Below are 19528 nucleotides of genomic sequence, written 5' to 3' on the forward strand. Positions count from 1 at the left end.
ATTTTCCTTAAATTAAGCTGTCTCTAGGGCGTGTTGATCTTTCGTGAGTGTTTTTTGAACAGCATGGTAAAGAGTTATAATTTGCTTCGCCAAAAGTAAAACCATAACCAATACCATGCCAAGAACAATGCTAACTGATATTCGCTGGGAACTGCTACTCCAAGTTATGAAAAGTACAGGTCGTATTTACGATAAAACTGAACATCGAATGACATTTGAAGGAATACTTTATCGAATGAGAACAGGTATTCCTTGGCGAGATCTACCCTCTGAGTTCGGAGAGTGGAGTACCGTTTACAGACGATTTAATCTTTGGTCAAAGAAAGGGATTTTAGATAATCTTTTCAAAAGTTTATCTAACATGGCTGATTTTGAATGGGTATTTCTTGATGGCTCTATAGTTAGAGCACATCAGCATAGTACAGGTGCAGCTACTGAAAGTTCAGAGCAAATAGGAAAAAGTCGCGGGGGCAACTCAACCAAAATTCACTTAGCCGTAGATAGTGGTGGCCTGCCGATTTGCTTTGATTTATCAGAGGGACAACGCCACGATATAGTGCATGCCGAAAGCTTAGTTGAGCAACTCGATGAAGTTAATACCATCGTTTGTGATAAAGGATATGACAGCGAACCTTTCCGTACTTTTGTTAAGGAACGTGGCGGAGAAACGGTAATTGCTAAACGCAATTACGGACAAGATATAGACAAAGACAGTATGGATTGGTGTTTATACAAGTATCGTCACTTGGTCGAAAATGCCTTTGGGAGAATTAAGCATTATCGAGCTATTTCAAGTAGATATGACAAGCTAGAAAGGAATTATGCCAGCATGTTATCGCTGGCATTCATGTTAATGTGGCTACCGATGTATTGTTGAACGCGAAATGTACAGCAAAGATCAACACGCCCTAATCACTTAATTTATTCAATACTCATCAGATATGTAGAGTTTATATGTTAATTAGTTCAACAGTTATTAAAGAATCTGGCATTCAGTTTGGTACCAGTGGTGCGCGTGGTTTAGTCGAACAATTTACGGCTGACGCCTGTGCAGCCTTTACCCATGCATTTATACAGTGCATGCAAGGGCAGTTTAATTTCAAAACAGTTGCGCTTGCCATTGATAATCGACCGAGTAGCCCTGCGATGGCACAAGCTTGTATAAAAGCTTTAAAGCTGTTAGGTCTTGAAGCCGTTTATTATGGCGTGGTACCAACACCAGCGCTGGCTTATGTGGCAATGCAAGACAATATTCCATGCATTATGATTACTGGTAGCCATATTCCTTTCGATCGTAATGGTCTTAAGTTTTACCGACCTGACGGTGAAATTACTAAAGCTGATGAGCAAGCGATTTTAAACGCTGATGCGGCATTTACTGCAATCAGTGATTTGCCTGAACTGATCGTTAACCAACGTGCCGCAACGGACTATATTGCTCGTTACACGGAGTTATTCGATATTTCGTTACTTAGCGGCAAGCGTATTGGTATTTATGAGCATTCAAGTGCTGGCCGTGATTTATATGCACCGCTATTTACTAACTTTGGCGCTGAAGTTATTTCATTAGAGCGTAGTAATGAATTTGTTCCTATCGATACTGAAGCTGTAGCTGATGCAGATAAGCTAAAAGCATTAAATTGGTCCAAGCAATATCAACTAGATGCTATTTTCTCGACTGATGGCGACGGTGACCGCCCGCTAGTTGCCGACGAGAACGGTGTGTGGCTGCGTGGTGACATTCTTGGCCTGTTATGTTCAAGGGCGATGAACATTGAAGCACTTGCAATCCCCGTTAGTTGCAATACCGTGGTTGAGAGCTTAGATGTGTTTAATCATGTTGAGCGTACAAAGATTGGTTCGCCTTATGTTATTGCCGAATTCACGTCACTGGCGAAGACGTACGCGTCTATTGCTGGTTTTGAGGCTAATGGTGGCTATTTACTGGGCAGTGATGTTCAAGTGAATGGAAAAACGCTTAAAGCACTGCCAACTCGTGATGCCGTTTTACCCGCTCTGATGCTGCTTGCTGCTGCAGGGAAAGGTGGTATTTCTCCACTTGTTAATGCCTTACCTCAACGAGTGACTGACAGTGACCGTATTCAAAACTTTGCAACCGAAAAAAGCCTGCTAATTTTAGCTGATGGTCAGGCTAACCCAGAACTATTATTGGCTAAGCTAGGTTTTGACTCGGCAGTAATTAAAAATGTTGATGTTACTGATGGATTACGTTTAACGCTTGATAATGATGACGTAATTCATCTTCGTCCTTCAGGTAATGCACCAGAGTTACGTTGTTATTCAGAATCTACGAGTATCGCTAGTGCCAAGAAGTATGTTGATAAGATCTTAGCGAAAATTCAATTAATCTAAACTATATTAGCCAAGCCATTTCTTTTTCTATTTAGCTTGGCTATTAAGTTTTCATATACCAACGACATAGTATTTAGGGATTTAGATGAAAATTGCTATTGCAGGTACGGGTTACGTAGGCCTGTCGAACGCGATGCTTCTTGCACAACATCATGAAGTTATTGCTGTAGATATTGTGGAAGAAAAAGTACAGTTACTTAATGATAAGAAGTCGCCAATTGTTGATACTGAAATTGAAGACTTCTTATCAAATAAGTCTTTAGGCTTCACAGCTACACTCGATAAAGAGGTGGCTTATTCTAATGCGCAATACGTTATCATAGCTACTCCAACGGATTACGATGTTGAAACCAACTACTTTAATACCTCTTCAGTTGAAGCGGTGATAAAAGATGTAATGGCGATTAATCCCAATGCGGTGATGGTGATCAAATCTACCGTGCCTGTCGGTTATACCGCACGTATTAAACAGGAACTTGAATGTGAAAACCTGATGTTTTCACCTGAGTTCTTACGAGAAGGTAAAGCCTTGTACGACAACCTGCATCCATCTCGTATTGTCGTGGGTGAGCGCTCTGAGCGTGCACAAGTTTTTGCTAACTTGTTGTTAGAAGGCGCGGTTAAAAAAGACGTTGAAATCCTGTATACCGATTCAACAGAAGCCGAAGCCGTAAAGCTGTTCTCTAATACCTACTTGGCACTTCGCGTCGCTTACTTTAATGAGCTAGACACCTACGCCGAATCTCATGGGTTAGATACACGCCAAATTATCGATGGTGTAAGTTTAGACCCTCGTATTGGTTCACACTACAACAACCCTTCATTTGGTTACGGTGGTTACTGCTTACCAAAAGATACCAAGCAACTGCGTGCTAACTACTCGGATGTACCAAACAATATTATTGGTGCGATTGTGGACTCGAATACCACACGTAAAGATTTTATTGCTGATTCGATTATTAAACGAAACCCACAACGTGTAGGTATTTATCGCTTAGTGATGAAGTCTGGTTCTGATAACTTCCGAGCTTCAAGCATTCAAGGCATTATGAAACGCTTGAAAGCAAAAGGCATTGAAGTGGTGGTGTTTGAGCCAGAGCTGAAAGAAAAAGAGTTTTTCCGTTCATTAGTGCTAACGGATTTCGAGCAGTTTAAATCAAGCTGCGATGTAATTGTCTCAAACCGCATGGCCCAAGAGTTGGCGGGTGTGAAAGATAAAGTATATACACGCGATTTATTTGGTTCTGATTAAGGACTAAATAACAAAGTGACTGGTAATGGAGGTGTTGTTTGCAAGTTCTCCTTGCGAATTTAAACCATGTTCTATACGCCCCACTCTTGCAGTCTCTGTGGTTTATTAAATACTAATAAATAAGAATAACTTTATGCAACGTCTACATTTTATATGGCAACTATCTCGTTTGAAAAAGCGAGTTATCAGTGTTTCTATTGATACTTTACTTATTCTGTTTGCTCTACATATTGCGTTGTGGACAAGGTTAGGTGATTTTCAGTTTTTGAATGATGGTGATAACTTACTACTAACAGGTTTAACGGTAATAATAACAGTGCTTATATTTACCCAATTAGGACTTTATCGCGCAGTACTTAGGTATCTCACCTTTCAAGCGCTGTTTGTGGTAACGGCAGGCGCAATATTGTCGGCAATCTCTTTGGCTCTGTTTGCGTATTATTTGCAAGAACCAATCCCTCGTACGGTGCCTATTATTTACGGTGCTTATTTAGCTTTGTTGTGTGGCGGCTCTCGTTTGGTGGTTCGCAATCTTGTCGCGACGACGTCGAAAGATTCACGTCAAGAAGTATTGATTTACGGTGCGGGCTCAGGCGGCCGACAATTGGCTGTCGCGTTAAGAGCGTCTGAAAACTATCGAGTACGTGCGTTCATTGATGAAGACAAAACGCTCACCAATACGATGATTTTGGGCTTGCCCGTTATTGCATTAGGCAAAGCGGAAAGGTTGATTGAAAAGCACGACGTTTCTAAAATCTTGCTCGCGATCCCAAGCGCTTCTCGCGCTCGCCGTAAGCAAGTATTGGATTTGCTGGCGCAGCTGCCCGTTGAGATTCAAACTGTCCCTGAGATGGCCGATATTGTGTCAGGTAAAGCAAAAATTGATGAGCTTACCGATGTACCTATCGAAGATTTGTTGGGTCGTGATGCGGTTGCGCCTCAGCAAGCTCTGATGGAAGCCAACATCAAAGATAAAGTGGTGATGGTGACCGGTGCTGGCGGCTCTATTGGTTCTGAACTTTGTCGTCAAATCCTTAAACAACAACCTAAAACATTAGTGTTGTTTGAAGTGTCTGAATTTGGCTTGTACCAAATTGATCGTGAGCTTTCTTTAGTTAAAGAAACCAAAGGTTACGATGTTGAAATCGTGCCTTTACTAGGTTCCGTTCAGCGCTCACATCGCTTATTGACCTCAATGCAGTCTTTTGGTGTACAAACGGTTTATCATGCCGCGGCTTATAAACACGTTCCTCTTGTCGAGTACAACGTTGTCGAAGGTGTGCGTAATAATGTTTACGGCACTTACTATACGGCTAAAGCCGCTATTGAAGCGGGTGTTGAGTCTTTCGTGCTTATCTCGACAGACAAAGCGGTACGCCCAACTAACGTGATGGGCACCACCAAGCGTATGGCGGAATTAGGCCTGCAAGCTTTGGCTGAGCAAGAGAACCAAAAAGAGCACGGTACACGTTTCTGTATGGTTCGCTTTGGCAATGTACTTGGCTCGTCTGGCTCGGTCATTCCTCTGTTTAAAAGGCAGATTAAAGCCGGTGGCCCACTTACTGTTACCCACCGCGATATTACCCGTTTCTTTATGACCATTCCTGAAGCGGCGCAATTGGTGATTCAGGCGGGCGCTATGGGTAAAGGTGGTGATGTGTTTGTTCTTGATATGGGCGAATCGGTCAAAATCACAGACCTTGCAGCAAACTTGATTAATCTTTCCGGGCTTTCTGTTAAGAATGAAGAGAACCCTCATGGTGATATTGAGATCCAATTCTCTGGCCTGCGTCCTGGTGAGAAGCTGTATGAAGAGTTATTGATTGGCGATAACGTATCCCCAACCGCTCATGAGCGAATCATGACCGCGCAAGAAGTGTTCTTACCGATTAATGAATATGACACGCTACTTGAATCTTTGGATTTTGCTTGTCATAACCTACAACATGATACGATTCGCCAGCTTCTTCTCGATGCACCAACCGGGTTTAAGCCGACAGATGGGGTAGGGGATTTAGTTTGGAATGCTGCTCAGCACAAAGAGGCGCTCCTTCTAGAACCTAGAACCTAGAACCGATATTGGGTTCGGGTATGTGAATTATGACCTTCTGTTAGCGTGTTTTTTACACAATTTTTTCGAAGATGTTCTGTTTATTGTCCATAATTACTGTGAGCTTTAATAGCGATATTAGGCAGTAATCATGATAATAGATATTTCATCTAATCAAGAAATTGAAGAAAGTTTGGATCAAATATTGTGGGATGATTTTAGCTTTCAATATGTTACCAACAAAACCACAGTGATAGAGCAACCAGCAGTGCATGATCTAAAATCACAGGACGATGATGAAGAGCATGACACTGAGATTAATCTTCTAAACTGAAGAGCCGTGAGGCTACCGTTGTTCCGCTTTTTCAATATGGATGGTGGGGATATAAGTATTCATATCCCTACTTTACTCCCTTCTAAAATGACGCTTTTTTTCACATTCGATCATCCTACCTGCGCCCTTTCTTGATCTTCCGCTACAGTTTTGACTATAAACTGTAGTAAAATTACGCTAATTTGTTTTTATACCGATTTATTTTGAATTGAACGAGGTCAGTCCTATGTCAGCTAAGAAGCCAATGGCTCTAGTGATCCTTGACGGTTACGGTTACCGTGAAGACAACCAAGACAACGCTATCGCGAACGCTAAGACTCCAGTTTTAGACGGTCTTATTGCTAACCAACCTAACACGCTAATCTCGGCTTCTGGCTTAGATGTAGGCCTACCTGATGGCCAAATGGGTAACTCTGAAGTGGGTCACACCAACATTGGTGCGGGTCGCGTGGTATACCAAGATCTTACTCGTATCACTAAGTCAATTTCAGACGGCGAATTCGGCCAAACTGAAACGCTAGTGAACGCTATCGATAAAGCGGTGAAAGCTGAGAAAGCGGTTCACATCATGGGCCTTATGTCTCCAGGTGGCGTTCACTCTCATGAAGATCACATCTACGCAGCTGTTGAAATGGCAGCAGAACGTGGCGCAGAGAAAATCTACCTACACGCATTCCTAGACGGCCGTGATACGCCGCCACGTAGCGCAGAAAACACACTAGCACGCTTCCAAGAACTGTTCGCTAAGCTAGGTAAAGGCCGTGTGGCTTCGCTTATTGGTCGTTACTACGCAATGGATCGTGATAACAACTGGGATCGCGTTCAAGAGTCTTACGACCTGCTGACTCAAGCAAAAGCAGAATTCACATTCGACACAGCTGTTGCTGGCTTAGAAGCGGCTTACGCTCGTGACGAAAACGATGAGTTCGTAAAAGCGACTGAAATCAAAGCAGAAGGCGAAGAGTCTGCCGCTATCGTAGATGGCGATGCGGTTATCTTCATGAACTACCGTGCTGACCGTGCTCGTGAAATTACACGTGCATTCGTGCCTGATTTCGATGGTTTTGCTCGTAACGTATTCCCAGCAATCGATTTTGTGATGCTGACTCAATACGCAGCAGACATCCCACTTCTATGTGCATTCCCACCGGCTTCTCTAGAGAACACCTACGGTGAGTGGCTATCGAAAGAAGGCAAAACGCAGCTACGTATCTCTGAAACAGAGAAGTACGCGCACGTGACGTTCTTCTTCAACGGCGGTAAAGAAGACGAGTTTGAAGGCGAAGAGCGTCAACTTGTTGCTTCTCCAAAAGTAGCAACTTACGACCTACAGCCAGAAATGAGCGCACCAGAGCTCACTGAAAAGCTAGTTGCAGCGATCAAAGGCGGTAAATACGACGCTATCGTTTGTAACTTCCCTAACTGTGACATGGTTGGCCACACTGGCGTTTACGATGCAGCAGTTAAAGCGGTAGAGTCGCTAGACGAATGTCTTGGCAAAGTGGTTGAAGCAATCAAAGAAGCCGATGGCCAACTGCTTATCACTGCAGACCACGGTAACGCGGAAATGATGGTAAACCCAGAAACGGGCGGCATCCACACAGCGCACACGAACCTACCAGTGCCACTTATCTACGTAGGTAACAAAGACGTTGAGTTCAAAGAGGGCGGTAAACTGTCTGACTTAGCGCCAACGATGCTTTCTTTATCTGGTATCGCAATCCCGGCTGAAATGTCAGGTGATGTGATCGTTAAATAGTCAGTAGTTAAATAGTTGTTTGGCTCAGCGGCTCACGTTGAGCTTTAACGATTTTGAAAGCCCGCACTTCAAAGTGCGGGCTTTTTTATAGATGTGAGATACGAGTAAGCGAGATGAGAAGAGCTTAAGAACGGATGCGTGATGTGAGATACGGGTAAACGAGTAGCGAAGAGCTTAAGGCAGGTATTGGGTGAGAAAAACATGCAGGATACAGGTAGGGGAGAACAGAAGGACACGACCTTAAACAAAAGACGAAAAGAACGGCCTTGATATATATCGAAAGAGTGACATTTCTTGAATGATTAGGTAGCTTAAGGCTCATACTATACTTGTCTTTTACCTTATATTTAGGCTGTTTATATGAACTCAAACCCAGACCGTTGGAAGCAACGACTGCAAAACTTAATGAAAGCGCAGCAAAGGCTTGAGAGAGCGTGCTCACAAGATAGCTACAATGAGTTAGAGCTCGCTGGGTTAGTACAAACTTTTGAATTTTCTTTCGAACTTACATGGAAGACCCTTAAAGACTTACTTGAGTTTGAAGGGTTTGATGTGGCTTCGCCGAGGAGCGTTTTTCGTACGGCCTTAGAAGCTAAGCACCTGTCTTCGGAGCAGTGTGAGATTATGCTTGAAGCACTCATAAAACGAAATTTATTGTCCCACACCTATTATGAGGAAAATGTCCTTGAAGCTCAGTCACTGATCTTAGAGTCATTTTCACCAGTGATAGGGCAAGTCACACTCTATTTAAAGCTTAAATGTGATCAAGAGGGTCAATGCGAACAAGAGGTTAAATGTGATCGATAGTTATTTGGTTAAACCAGACTCGGTCGGCCTTAAGCCTCATCAGTATCAGTTGATTGAGGATATTGTTTTGAGTCATGCCGCAGTCATTCATGCCTGGGTATTCGGTTCTAGAGCCCTTGGAACTTATAAAGATAACTCCGACATCGATATTGTTATCGAGGGGCATGGGATTTCGTTAAGTGTCGTCGCAGGCTTGCAAGATCGTTTAGAACAGTCGTCGCTTCCATTCAAGGTTGACTTGCTCGTTAAGCATAGAATTACATCAAGCGAGTTACTTGCCCATATTGACACTTATGGGATTAAACTAAAGTAACCGAACGTATTATTATCAGCGTAACGGTGATGTTGATTCTTGAACCGATTGTTTACGTTTTGCCAGTTTATCTCGAATCTGAGTACCTGAATTGACTCGGTCATGTTTTTTATCATCAATAGAAAACGATAATAGTTTCATTAGCGCTATAGCTCCATCTCTACGCTTTCGATCTTCATAAGATTCAATCGTATCAGTGGACATTACTATCACCTCTTTGTATGAAATTTTAAATATAGACTATGTGTTGTCTGGTGATAATGGCGCTTCTTGATGGCGAAATTTTATATCATTGATCTAGTGAGATAAGGTTTACTTCTTTTTATTTAAGATCGAACGCTCAAAATCTAACAACCACTCTTTGCGATTCATACCGCCGGTGTAGCCGGTTAATGTTCCATTCGCGCCGATGACTCTATGGCAAGGCACAACAATACTAAATGGGTTCTTGCCATTTGCACCACCCACAGCTCTTACTGCTTTTGGGTTATCCATTATTTTCGCTTGTTCACCGTAACTGATGGTTTCGCCATAAGGAATGGTTGTTAAAGCTTGCCAAGCTACTTTTTGAAAGTCAGTGCCTTTTATCGCTCTTAATGGCAAATCGAATTCTATTCGATGACCTGCGAAGTACTCATCTAACTGTTTCGCTGCCAGTTGGCAAAGGTCATCTGGATTGCTAATCATTAGCTCTTCGTGATTTACATGGTCAATTTCAATAAGCGACACACCATTGCTAACAATGATCATCTTGCCAATTGGTGCGTCATAGAACATTTTGTAAGTGGTGTCTTCCATGTCATCTTCCTTTTTTTAGTCTTTTTCTGCTCTCAAGCTCTTCGAATCTCGTAACTGCTCTTAAGCTCTTAAATCTTTTCGCATCCCGGTTACTCGCATCTCGTATCTGCTCTTATATCTTTTCGCATCCCGTATCTGCTCTTATATCTTTTCGTATCCCGCATCTGCTTTACCCCTTACACGAAGCGCAAACAAGTACCCTGAAATACCGCCGAAAATGTTCCCCAAGGCTAAGCCTATAAACAGCCCTTCGACACCATCAATTTGGCTGCCTATCCAAGCGAATGGCAAGGTAAAGACAAACAAACGCATGAAGCTCCATTGAAAGGCTTTGAGTGGTTGATGCATGGCATTCATCCCACTGATCAGCATCATCACAATGCCTTGGAATCCATAGCTAAAGGGCACGACTAACAGGTAATGCCACAATATGCCTCGGACGGATTCTTCTTGAGAGAACAGGGCAGCCAAAGGAATGCTCAACGGCACCATCATTAAGAAAATCAAACCTTGGAACATCACAGCAAAACGCATACTCAGAAACAGTGCCTTAAAACTGCGTTGTGGGTTGTTTGCGCCAAAGTTCTGCGCCATGAAAGGCGTAAGCGCCGAAGTAAGAGACATCAACACAATGATAAGAATGGACTCGATACGTTGCGCTGCGCCATACGCCGCCACGGCTTCAGTCCCTTGTTTGGCCAGCATCATCATGATGATAGCGCCGGCAAGTGGGTTCAGAGCGTTAGACAAAGCCGCTGGGGTGCCTATTTTTAAGATCTGTCGCCAGTCACTGACGATGTTTGTCAGCTTAGGCGGCGCAAGCAGTTTTTCTCGCACCATCAATACGTAGAGTGAGCCACACAACGCACCAAACCAACTGAAACCACTTGCAATTGCAGCACCTTGAATCCCTAGTTCAGGGAAGGGGCCGTATCCAAAAATAAGCAAAGGGTCGAGAACGCCGTTGATTAACCCTGCCAGCATCATGATTTTAGCAGGCGTTTTGGTATCGCCACTGGCACGAATAGCGCTGTTGCCTGCCATGGGGATGACCAAAAATGGGATCGCGAGATACCACACCGACATGTATTCCGATATCAGCGGCAACAACTCTTGCTTTGCTCCTAGCAGGGTAAACATAGGTTCTAAGGCGATAATACCTAATGTAGACGCGCAGCCGACCAGAAGCAGAGCCAGCAATAAGCCATGACAGGTAAAGCGTGCTGCATTTTGTGCGCTGCCTTGGCCAAGCAATCGACCGATACATGTCGACAAGCCAATACCAATCCCCATGGTGATGCAGTTAATCGCAAAGGTGACTGGAAAGGTAAAACTCACCGCGGCTAAGGCTTGGGTGCCGAGCAGTGAGATAAAGAAGGTATCGACCAAGTTAAACATCAAGATCGCCACCATACCGAATATGGTCGGTATGGTCATGGTACGCAATGTACTCTCAATTGGGGCAGTTAATAGCCCGTGCTTATCTTGCATGCAAAACGCCGATAGAAACCAAAAGCGTAGGATAAACAGATGCGGGATACGAGTAAACGAAAAGCAGGGAAAGATGAGGGGTGAGAATCTGCACTTTAGCTCACAATTTTTTCGTTCCCCCCTTGGGATCTTTCACATCGCCCCCAACATATTGTTTGACCCACGCTAATCGTGGCAACTATCAAAATTTAAATGGAAATTATCAGGAGATAAGACCGATGAATATCCGTCCTCTACATGACCGAGTTATCGTTGAGCGCCAAGAAGTTGAATCTAAATCTGCTGGTGGCATCGTTCTAACTGGTTCTGCCGCAGAAAAATCGACTCGCGGTATCATTCTAGCTGTCGGCAAAGGCCGCATTCTAGAAAACGGTTCAGTGCAACCGTTGGACGTAAAAGTTGGCGATACCGTTATCTTTGCTGAAGGTTACGGCACGAAAACTGAAAAAATCGACGGCAAAGAAGTTCTGATTATGTCTGAAAACGACATCATGGCGATCGTCGAGTAATCTATTTTTCATTTAACTCTCAGTAAAAGTTATCAGAGCCAGTATTGGATGATTCATATCGTCATTCCAGAAATGAGGAACGAATTATCTGGAATCTAAACAGAGTGCGATTTGAGTAGATTCTGAATCACGTTCGTCCCTCACTGTTCAGAATGACGCGATAACGCTGAGACGCCCCGAAACAAAGAATTTGAAAGGAAATTAAGATGGCTGCTAAAGACGTTAAATTTGGTAATGACGCACGTATTAAAATGCTAGAAGGTGTAAACGTTCTGGCTGACGCAGTAAAAGTAACGCTAGGTCCTAAAGGCCGTAACGTTGTTCTAGACAAATCATTTGGCGCACCAACGATCACTAAAGATGGTGTTTCAGTTGCACGTGAAATCGAACTTGAAGACAAGTTCCAAAACATGGGCGCGCAAATGGTTAAAGAAGTGGCTTCGCAAGCGAATGACGCGGCGGGCGACGGTACGACTACAGCAACAGTTCTTGCTCAAGCAATCATCACTGAAGGCTTAAAAGCCGTTGCTGCTGGCATGAATCCAATGGATCTTAAGCGCGGTATCGACAAAGCAGTTATCGCTGCAGTTGAAGAGCTAAAAGGCCTTTCTGTTCCATGTGCAGATACAAAAGCTATCGCGCAAGTAGGTACTATCTCTGCGAACTCTGATTCGACAGTAGGTAACATCATTGCTGAAGCGATGGAAAAAGTAGGTCGTGATGGCGTAATCACGGTTGAAGAAGGTCAGGCTCTACAAGACGAGCTAGACGTAGTTGAAGGTATGCAGTTCGACCGTGGTTACCTATCTCCTTACTTCATCAACAACCAAGAAGCGGGTTCTGTTGATCTAGAAAGCCCATTCATTCTTCTTATCGACAAGAAAGTTTCGAACATCCGTGAACTTCTTCCGACTCTAGAAGCTGTAGCAAAAGCATCTCGTCCACTTCTTATCATCGCTGAAGATGTAGAAGGCGAAGCGCTTGCAACTCTAGTTGTGAACAACATGCGTGGCATCGTTAAAGTGGCTGCTGTTAAAGCGCCTGGTTTCGGTGACCGTCGTAAGTCTATGCTGCAAGACATCGCTATCCTAACGGGCGGTACGGTTATCTCTGAAGAGATCGGCCTAGACCTAGAGAAAGTAACGCTAGAAGACCTAGGTCAAGCTAAGCGTGTAACTATCACTAAAGAAAACTCAACCATCATCGATGGCGCGGGCGAAGAAACAATGATCCAAGGTCGTGTTTCTCAAATCCGTCAACAAATCGAAGATGCAACGTCTGACTACGACAAAGAGAAACTTCAAGAGCGCGTAGCTAAGCTAGCTGGCGGTGTTGCAGTAATCAAAGTAGGCGCTGCAACTGAAGTTGAGATGAAAGAGAAGAAAGACCGCGTAGAAGATGCACTTCATGCAACTCGCGCTGCCGTTGAAGAGGGTGTGGTTGCTGGTGGTGGTGTTGCACTTATCCGCGCTGCATCTAAAGTTGCTGGCCTTGAAGGCGACAACGAAGAGCAAAACGTCGGTATCCGTGTTGCACTACGTGCAATGGAAGCGCCTATCCGTCAAATCACTAAGAACGCAGGTGATGAAGAATCTGTTGTTGCTAACAACGTTCGTGCTGGCGAAGGTAACTACGGTTACAACGCGGCGACTGGCGAATACGGCGACATGATTGCAATGGGTATCCTAGATCCAACTAAGGTAACTCGCTCTGCACTTCAGTTCGCAGCGTCAGTTGCTGGTCTTATGATCACAACAGAAGCGATGATCACTGATAAGCCACAAGATTCTGGCCCTGCAATGCCTGATATGGGTGGCATGGGCGGTATGGGTGGCATGGGCGGCATGATGTAATCATCCCCCTTTCTCTATAGCAGAGAAAGTCACACATAAGCTTTAGAAAACGGAGACTTCGGTCTCCGTTTTTTTGCTCTTAAGCCTTATTTATTCGCATCCCGTATCTGTATTTCAGCTTCACCATCCCCCTTTTTTCCAAAGCTCCTTGGTCAGCCTGCCTTGTGCGTAAACTGTTGTTCATCAATTTTTTGCAGCATCATGTCACGCTTAAATGGTTTTGGAAGATAATCGTTCATTCCACACTCGAAGCAACGTTTAATATCATCATCGAGCACGGATGCCGTTAAAGCGAGGATATGTGTTGCCTGAAGTTGCAGGTTTTCTTCATAGCGCCTGATTCGCTCTGTTGCCTCAAAGCCATCTACATTCGGCATCATGCAGTCCATCAAGATAAGGCCGATGTCTTGATGATGCCCTTTATATAAATCAATCGCTTCTTGTCCATCATTGGCAACCCAATATTCAATCCCTAACTTATCTAAATTGATACATACCACCTTCTGGTTTACGCGGTTATCTTCAACTACGAGGACTTTTTGACGTACAGTCGCTTCTATCGGCTCAGGTTGATGTTGAGGGGGTTGTGGCTGTGACCTTTCAAGCACGGAGTTCAACATGCTACTTAAGCGGGAACCGAGCATAGGAAGAGTCACATAGCCTGAGATAAAATGACACTCACTCATAGGATCACTAAGATTATCTTTCACTATGATGATTTTCACCTCTGGTGCTAAGCGATGCAGTGTTTTGGCTTGGTTAATATCTTCCATCAAAGCGATCTCTGGGAGATCAGTTGCCGCCAAGTTTGTTTCGATTGATTTTAGTTGTGGTGAGTAACCAAGGCGGAACAAGTCATCGAGTAAAAGTTTCGATGGCGCATCTGAATAATAGACAACGGTTTGTTTACGATTTTTATGTTCAGAATGATCTGATGGCACTACGGTTAATTGGAAATGAAAGCAACTGCCCACGTCTTTCTCTGACTCAACGTTTATCGAGCCTCCCATCATTTCCACCATACGTGACGAAATACTAAGCCCTAATCCGGTCCCCGCAATATTGGAGGTGATGTTGGTATCTTCTTGGCAAAACGCTTTGAAAATGTGCTCTTGTTGGTCTGCTGCGATACCAATACCCGTATCTCGAACAGAAAACTCGACCACACACTCTGTTTCCAATGATGGAAGCCGTTTAGCGGTGAATACGATAGAGCCTTGTTCTGTAAATTTGATCGCATTTGAGGCTAAATTCATCAACACTTGGCGAATTTTATTCCCATCAACATGAATGTACTCTGGGAGCTCGCCATCAATTTCAACTTCCAACTTAATCTGCTTTTGATAAGCTTTAGAAGAAATCAGAGTCACGCTATCAAACAGCAGCTCTCTTAAGTCTGTCGTATGTGGATTAATTTCCAGTTTACCCGATTCAATTTTGGACAGATCGAGAACATCGTTGATCAACATAAGTAAGGTTTGAGAAGAGGTATAGATAGTCCCAAGGCAGTCTTTCTGTTCTGCGGATAGTTTGGTTTCTGCCAGTATTTCTGACATACCAATCATGCCATTAAGCGGTGTCCGTATCTCATGAGACATATTGGCAAGAAAGGCACTTTTTGCACGGTTTGCTTGTCGTGCTTTCTCTTGTGAAACAATCAATTGAGTTTCAAGTTGACTGGCACGCCACACAACATAAAGCAGCACCAGTAACGTCACCCCTCCTAATGCGGCTGTCGATAAGTAGCTGTACGACTTTATCTGCGTCAGGCTCTCTGCGATCTGCTTGGGTGTTTCGGTGAAAAGTAAGTTGAGCTCATCTTCAACATGATAAATACTGCTGGTGAGTTCTCCTTTGAGGCCGCTATCAGAGCTGTACCCGACACTCTTTAACCCTCGCTGCAATCGCCAAAAGTGGCGTTTAAAATTATTAAACGAAGCTAATGCACTGATCGTTCGGGAATTCTGTTCTATTTCATCTTGGATTTTGAACAATGAATCGACAATCTTATCTAATGTTGTCTGATCAAAATCGGTAAAGAACTGATACATGAGATCTTGTGTTTCTAAAGTCAATTCTTCAAGCTGCACATTATTGGATTCATGTACGAAGCGCTCAAGTGTCAACGCTGCATTTTTTAGTTTCTCAATGAGCCCAATTTGGTCCCTCTTGCCATGTATGCTGACTAACTCAAGGGCTAATAATGTAAAGGCGGTGTGGTACTCGTCGAGATACTCGACAACTTTGGCATAATTAAAAGAAATATTGAGGTCGCTTCGTACGATTTTCCCATCGATCTCAGCCAGCTTTTCGATCAGCTGACTTCGCTTTATATTGAGTTGTTCTTGAATCTCTGGTTGCCTTGTGGAAACAAACTGCTGCTCTTGTCGTCTGACAGAGAGCATAACGCTATAAGCTTCAGAAAGACTGAGCTGGAGATTAATCATGTCCTGCTCTTTGTTCTTCAGAGCATGGCTAACATAGATATAGAGGCCTAAAAATAACACGATAGCCAAAAAACCACGCGAAATAATCGCTTTAATGGTCTGTTTATTCGTAGGTTCCTTAACCATGCTATTCCCGCTGTTTCATATCGTTCTATTCCTATATTAGAATTTAGTTTATTTTCAGAATTTTACGAACATTAGTTTTTGAATACCTGAGGTCTGTTGAGCTTTTATCAATAAATTTTTTAGGATGACATCGCTTTAGATGCGGCAATAAGTGTGTGGGCTATAAGCTTGTGAAACATGTTGATTTTCTCGCCTAGATTTTTGTTTGGAATAATAAGCGTTAGAGCGGAGGTTTCGGTCTCTGTTTTTTTTGCTTTTCGCATCTCGTTCACTCGAATCCCGCATCTGCTCTTAACCATTGCTCTTTATGATTTAGCGGCTTATATTCAACAGTACAGTTATTACATTGATTTAACATGGGTAGCTGTTGAATAAAGGACAATAAATGCTTGATTAAAAATGGATTAATCAAGTCAACAATAAGTCAGTGGAGACTCCCCAATGAAAAAACTACTTTCAGTACTTGCTGTGTCGGCAGCAGTAATGGCACCGGCAGCATTTGCTTCTTCGCCTGTTATGTTTTCAACGATCAACGGCTTCAATGCTCCGGATTCAGATGCGGTTGGTGGTGTACGCTTGGCTTTGCTTCACGGACAAGTGAACGACGTTAAAGGTGTCGACCTTGCGGTTGTGGGTATGTCAGAAACACAAACCACGACGGGTGTGAACCTGGGTATTTTGGGTGCGCATAAAGTAAACCAAGAAATGACCGGTGCATCTCTAGGTTTCTTCAACTGGAACACGGGTAAAACAACGGGTGTTAACCTTGGTGCTGTGAACATTACTAATGATGTGAAAGGCGCGAACGTGAGTTTCGTCAACTACTCAGAAGGTAACACTATGGTTGATGTTGGCGCTGCGAACCTTTCAGAAGTGTCTACGGTTCAGGTTGGTATCTTCAACAAAACCAACAAAATCGAAGGCGTACAAGTTGGTCTGATCAACTGTGCTGACAACGGTTTCTTCCCGTGCTTCCCGATTGTAAACTTTGCTAAATAACGCTGTCGTTTAGCCTTTGGTTCTCCCATTGGCGAGCAACGTTCAGTTAGTGCATTAGCTTTTAAGCGCTAAGCCTATCAACGCCTAAACCCTTGTTTGGGCGTTATTACATTCAATTCTACTTCCACGATAAACTTCTCAAATTACCCAATAAGCATGTTGTTTTATATTTGTTGTTGCGATGTTTGAATTTATAGGTGCAATGTGCGATAAATTCCCAATGATGATTTATATGCTTTGATTAACCACCATACCGTCGATTTTAAAAAGGCTTTCTTAGGCCTGACCGCCAGTTTTTTAGTAGTTTTGAGCTTGTTGCTCGTTGATTCAGCGGAAGAATCAGATAAACAGTATGGAATGGAGAACCAAGGCGTAACACGCTCTTTAGCGGAGCTCACACAGATCATAAATGCGCTTGAGTACAACATCACTGCGCTTTATCCACTGCATGGGGATACCTACGTATTCTCGCATGACAAAAAGATCGAGGGTGAGACGTGTTACTTCACCAGTGAGGAGCAACATGCCCCTCGTTTTGATTTTATGTTCTCTGGCCCTCGCGAGATGTGCAACCCGGAATCGGACCTTTATACCGAAGCGGGTAAGCGCCTGTTCATCGCGCCGACCATGGCTTATTTTGCCAATACCATTGATACCATCTCTGCGATTTATTTCATTTCAAAAGAGAAATTCATTATCTCTTCGCCTTCTGATTTTGCCAGTTACATTAAGGGCGACACCTTTGATTCGGTTGTGAATAGCAGGCCTTATTGGGTGAATACGATTCGCTTTGGCTTAGCTCAAGGGCAAGACCAAGTGGTGTATACCGGCCAATATGATGACTACCTGACAGGTCAGAAAGTGGTGACCTTAACCAAAGGAATCTACGTTAATGGTGAGTTTAAAGGGGTGTTGGGTGTCGATGGTTATGTCTCGAACCTAGTATCGAACCCTACCCATGGCTATAAAGTCACCAGTACTCGAGGCGCAAACAAATACGGGTTTATGGATTTTACGTATTCCAAGCCTCTGTATGTTGATGACATTAACACCCAGCTATATCTGAGTATTGAAGAAGATAAGAGCGAGCACTTTCTGCATGTATTGGAGATGGAGAAGATTCAGCTTTCGATACTGTTGGTTTTGTATCTGCTCTCGGTTTTATGGCTATGGCGCTTCTATACAAGACAAGAGCACCAGCGTTTAAATGAGCTAGCAATGCGCGACCCATTAACGGGCTTGCTGAATCGACGTGGTTTTGAGGCTCGATTACTGGCGCAAGATGAAGAGCCGATTATTGGTGTTGGCGTGTTTGATATCGATGATTTCAAAGTCGTTAATGATCAGCATGGCCATAAAGTGGGGGACGAGGTGATTTGCCATGTTGCTCGGTTGATGCTGAACAGCGTTAGACAGCAAGATATCGTGGCTCGATTTGGTGGCGAAGAGTTTGTTGTCGCGATTACGGGTGAATCGTCTGAGTTGCTTTCATCGATCTTTGAGCGAATTCAAAACGACATTAGCCTACAGAGTTATCGATGCCCTACGGGTGACAAGATTAGTATCTCAGTGTCTGGTGGCGCGACGCTTTACTCTTTGTATAAGTTCGACAGCGTAGGGCACTTGTGGGAAAACCAGAGTATTCGTTCGTCTGATGAGCAGCTCTATAAGGCAAAGGCTGCGGGTAAGAATCAGGTGTGTATTCAGGTGTATTAAGTTCTCCCAAAATAATGCGAAGCCTAGTCGTTTGACTAGGCTTCTTTGTATCATTGGCATTACCACTAAGGCTATCAAGTGCTGCGCTATTTCTTCACGCGGCCTTTTCTCATCCACTTCTGATGCACACCACGACGCAGGCTCTGGAAGCTGTTTTCCACTTTATCGACACCAAGCAGAATCACTAGCGCCATTAGCGTGATAATGACCGATTGGGAAAGATGCCCTAGTGCGATCATCATACCTAATGCTGCGAGTACCCAGATAATTGCGGCTGAAGTCACGCCATGAATCTTGCCATCCAGTGTCATCATTACACCAGCCCCAAGAAATCCAACACCCGTAATTATCTGACCAAGCACACGAGCTTGATCGAGTGTGTTAGGGGATAGGCTGATCGCCATGGTGAGGAAGAAATAGGTACCACTGATGATCAGAATCGACGTTCGGATTCCGACGGGTTTACCGCGTGTTTGCCTTTCGATTCCGATTAAAGAACCACACAGCATGCATGCAGCGAGGCCTGCCCAGCTAAAGGGGGCAAGGTTGAGAGTTTGTTCTATAAATTTTGACATATCACCCCTCCTAAAAATTTAGAATAGAGCCGAGTATGCTAATAATAGACCGGACGATCGAACAAAAACTTTTTGTCTTAACGATTGATAAAGATTACTTAAAACCTAGCAGCCGCTTGTTGTTAA

Annotated in this window: 17 protein-coding genes; 12 read left to right on the plus strand and 5 right to left on the minus strand. The window is 43.7% G+C overall.

Annotated features, from left to right (window positions below; genetic code table 11):
- The first annotated feature begins 115 nt into the window (after positions 1–115).
- The 8 genes from A136_RS14005 to A136_RS14040 all read left to right on the plus strand — a co-directional run bounded on the left by A136_RS14005 (position 116) and on the right by A136_RS14040 (position 8888).
- Positions 116–877, plus strand: a complete 762-nt coding sequence (locus tag A136_RS14005; protein ID WP_026028612.1) for an IS5 family transposase — start codon at positions 116–118, stop codon at positions 875–877.
- A 77-nt stretch (positions 878–954) separates the two neighbouring features.
- Positions 955–2373, plus strand: coding sequence for a phosphomannomutase (locus tag A136_RS14010; RefSeq protein ID WP_017063151.1), 1419 nt, complete (start codon positions 955–957; stop codon positions 2371–2373).
- Between the two features lie 85 nt (positions 2374–2458).
- A complete protein-coding gene (locus A136_RS14015) occupies positions 2459–3625 on the plus strand; it encodes a nucleotide sugar dehydrogenase (protein WP_017063152.1) in 1167 nt (388 codons plus the stop codon).
- A gap of 133 nt (positions 3626–3758) precedes the next feature.
- Entirely contained in the window at positions 3759–5696 is a 1938-nt protein-coding gene (locus A136_RS14020; RefSeq protein WP_017063153.1) for a polysaccharide biosynthesis protein, read from the plus strand.
- A 130-nt stretch (positions 5697–5826) separates the two neighbouring features.
- A complete protein-coding gene (locus A136_RS14025) occupies positions 5827–6009 on the plus strand; it encodes a hypothetical protein (RefSeq protein ID WP_017063154.1) in 183 nt (60 codons plus the stop codon).
- A 226-nt stretch (positions 6010–6235) separates the two neighbouring features.
- Positions 6236–7768 carry a 2,3-bisphosphoglycerate-independent phosphoglycerate mutase gene (gene gpmM / locus A136_RS14030; RefSeq protein WP_017063155.1) on the plus strand — a complete coding sequence of 511 codons (1533 nt, stop codon included), beginning with the start codon at positions 6236–6238 and terminating at the stop codon, positions 7766–7768.
- A 360-nt stretch (positions 7769–8128) separates the two neighbouring features.
- Entirely contained in the window at positions 8129–8575 is a 447-nt protein-coding gene (locus A136_RS14035) for an HI0074 family nucleotidyltransferase substrate-binding subunit (RefSeq protein WP_017063156.1), read from the plus strand.
- On the plus strand, positions 8565–8888 hold the full coding sequence (locus tag A136_RS14040) for a nucleotidyltransferase family protein (RefSeq protein ID WP_017063157.1): 324 nt from the start codon (positions 8565–8567) through the stop codon (positions 8886–8888). The genes A136_RS14035 and A136_RS14040 overlap by 11 nt, the downstream gene beginning before the upstream one ends.
- 15 nt (positions 8889–8903) lie before the next feature.
- Here A136_RS14040 and A136_RS14045 read toward each other — a convergent pair whose 3' ends face one another.
- From A136_RS14045 to A136_RS14055, 3 genes are all read right to left on the minus strand, one after another.
- Entirely contained in the window at positions 8904–9092 is a 189-nt protein-coding gene (locus A136_RS14045; protein WP_017063158.1) for a hypothetical protein, read from the minus strand.
- 108 nt (positions 9093–9200) lie between these two features.
- Positions 9201–9686 carry a methylated-DNA--[protein]-cysteine S-methyltransferase gene (locus A136_RS14050; RefSeq protein WP_017063159.1) on the minus strand — a complete coding sequence of 162 codons (486 nt, stop codon included), beginning with the start codon at positions 9684–9686 and terminating at the stop codon, positions 9201–9203.
- A 141-nt stretch (positions 9687–9827) separates the two neighbouring features.
- Positions 9828–11177, minus strand: coding sequence for an MATE family efflux transporter (locus tag A136_RS14055; RefSeq protein WP_017063160.1), 1350 nt, complete (start codon positions 11175–11177; stop codon positions 9828–9830).
- Between the two features lie 218 nt (positions 11178–11395).
- Here A136_RS14055 and A136_RS14060 point away from each other — a divergent pair, with 218 nt between their 5' ends.
- Positions 11396–11686, plus strand: coding sequence for a co-chaperone GroES (locus A136_RS14060; RefSeq protein WP_010433998.1), 291 nt, complete (start codon positions 11396–11398; stop codon positions 11684–11686).
- A 206-nt stretch (positions 11687–11892) separates the two neighbouring features.
- Positions 11893–13539, plus strand: a complete 1647-nt coding sequence (gene groL, locus A136_RS14065; RefSeq protein ID WP_017061290.1) for a chaperonin GroEL — start codon at positions 11893–11895, stop codon at positions 13537–13539.
- Between the two features lie 152 nt (positions 13540–13691).
- On the opposite strand, the gene A136_RS14070 is transcribed toward groL, so the two are convergent.
- Positions 13692–16112: a hybrid sensor histidine kinase/response regulator gene (locus A136_RS14070; protein ID WP_017063161.1), complete on the minus strand. Its 2421-nt coding sequence runs from the start codon at positions 16110–16112 to the stop codon at positions 13692–13694.
- A 441-nt stretch (positions 16113–16553) separates the two neighbouring features.
- On the opposite strand from A136_RS14070, the gene A136_RS14080 reads away from it, so the two are divergent.
- Both A136_RS14080 and A136_RS14085 read left to right on the plus strand, forming a co-directional pair.
- Positions 16554–17111: a VC2662 family protein gene (locus tag A136_RS14080; RefSeq protein WP_017063162.1), complete on the plus strand. Its 558-nt coding sequence runs from the start codon at positions 16554–16556 to the stop codon at positions 17109–17111.
- Positions 17112–17348: 237 nt separating this feature from the next.
- Positions 17349–18827: a sensor domain-containing diguanylate cyclase gene (locus tag A136_RS14085; protein WP_017063163.1), complete on the plus strand. Its 1479-nt coding sequence runs from the start codon at positions 17349–17351 to the stop codon at positions 18825–18827.
- 86 nt (positions 18828–18913) lie between these two features.
- On the opposite strand, the gene A136_RS14090 is transcribed toward A136_RS14085, so the two are convergent.
- The gene (locus tag A136_RS14090; protein WP_017063164.1) at positions 18914–19402 is read right to left on the minus strand and encodes an MgtC/SapB family protein; all 489 of its coding nucleotides are present in this window, start codon (positions 19400–19402) and stop codon (positions 18914–18916) included.
- Positions 19403–19528: the final 126 nt, after the last annotated feature.

The sequence above is a fragment of the Vibrio crassostreae 9ZC13 genome, from assembly GCF_000272045.2.
GTDB lineage: Bacteria > Pseudomonadota > Gammaproteobacteria > Enterobacterales > Vibrionaceae > Vibrio > Vibrio crassostreae_C.

Coding starts and splice junctions, on each gene's coding strand:
- A136_RS14005 (WP_026028612.1), top strand. CDS start 116: ATGCCAAGAACAATGCTAACTGATATTCGCTGGGAACTGCTACTCCAA.
- A136_RS14010 (WP_017063151.1), top strand. CDS start 955: ATGTTAATTAGTTCAACAGTTATTAAAGAATCTGGCATTCAGTTTGGT.
- A136_RS14015 (WP_017063152.1), top strand. CDS start 2,459: ATGAAAATTGCTATTGCAGGTACGGGTTACGTAGGCCTGTCGAACGCG.
- A136_RS14020 (WP_017063153.1), top strand. CDS start 3,759: ATGCAACGTCTACATTTTATATGGCAACTATCTCGTTTGAAAAAGCGA.
- A136_RS14025 (WP_017063154.1), top strand. CDS start 5,827: ATGATAATAGATATTTCATCTAATCAAGAAATTGAAGAAAGTTTGGAT.
- gpmM (WP_017063155.1), top strand. CDS start 6,236: ATGTCAGCTAAGAAGCCAATGGCTCTAGTGATCCTTGACGGTTACGGT.
- A136_RS14035 (WP_017063156.1), top strand. CDS start 8,129: ATGAACTCAAACCCAGACCGTTGGAAGCAACGACTGCAAAACTTAATG.
- A136_RS14045 (WP_017063158.1), bottom strand. CDS start 9,092: ATGTCCACTGATACGATTGAATCTTATGAAGATCGAAAGCGTAGAGAT.
- A136_RS14050 (WP_017063159.1), bottom strand. CDS start 9,686: ATGGAAGACACCACTTACAAAATGTTCTATGACGCACCAATTGGCAAG.
- A136_RS14055 (WP_017063160.1), bottom strand. CDS start 11,177: ATGCAAGATAAGCACGGGCTATTAACTGCCCCAATTGAGAGTACATTG.
- A136_RS14060 (WP_010433998.1), top strand. CDS start 11,396: ATGAATATCCGTCCTCTACATGACCGAGTTATCGTTGAGCGCCAAGAA.
- groL (WP_017061290.1), top strand. CDS start 11,893: ATGGCTGCTAAAGACGTTAAATTTGGTAATGACGCACGTATTAAAATG.
- A136_RS14070 (WP_017063161.1), bottom strand. CDS start 16,112: ATGGTTAAGGAACCTACGAATAAACAGACCATTAAAGCGATTATTTCG.
- A136_RS14080 (WP_017063162.1), top strand. CDS start 16,554: ATGAAAAAACTACTTTCAGTACTTGCTGTGTCGGCAGCAGTAATGGCA.
- A136_RS14090 (WP_017063164.1), bottom strand. CDS start 19,402: ATGTCAAAATTTATAGAACAAACTCTCAACCTTGCCCCCTTTAGCTGG.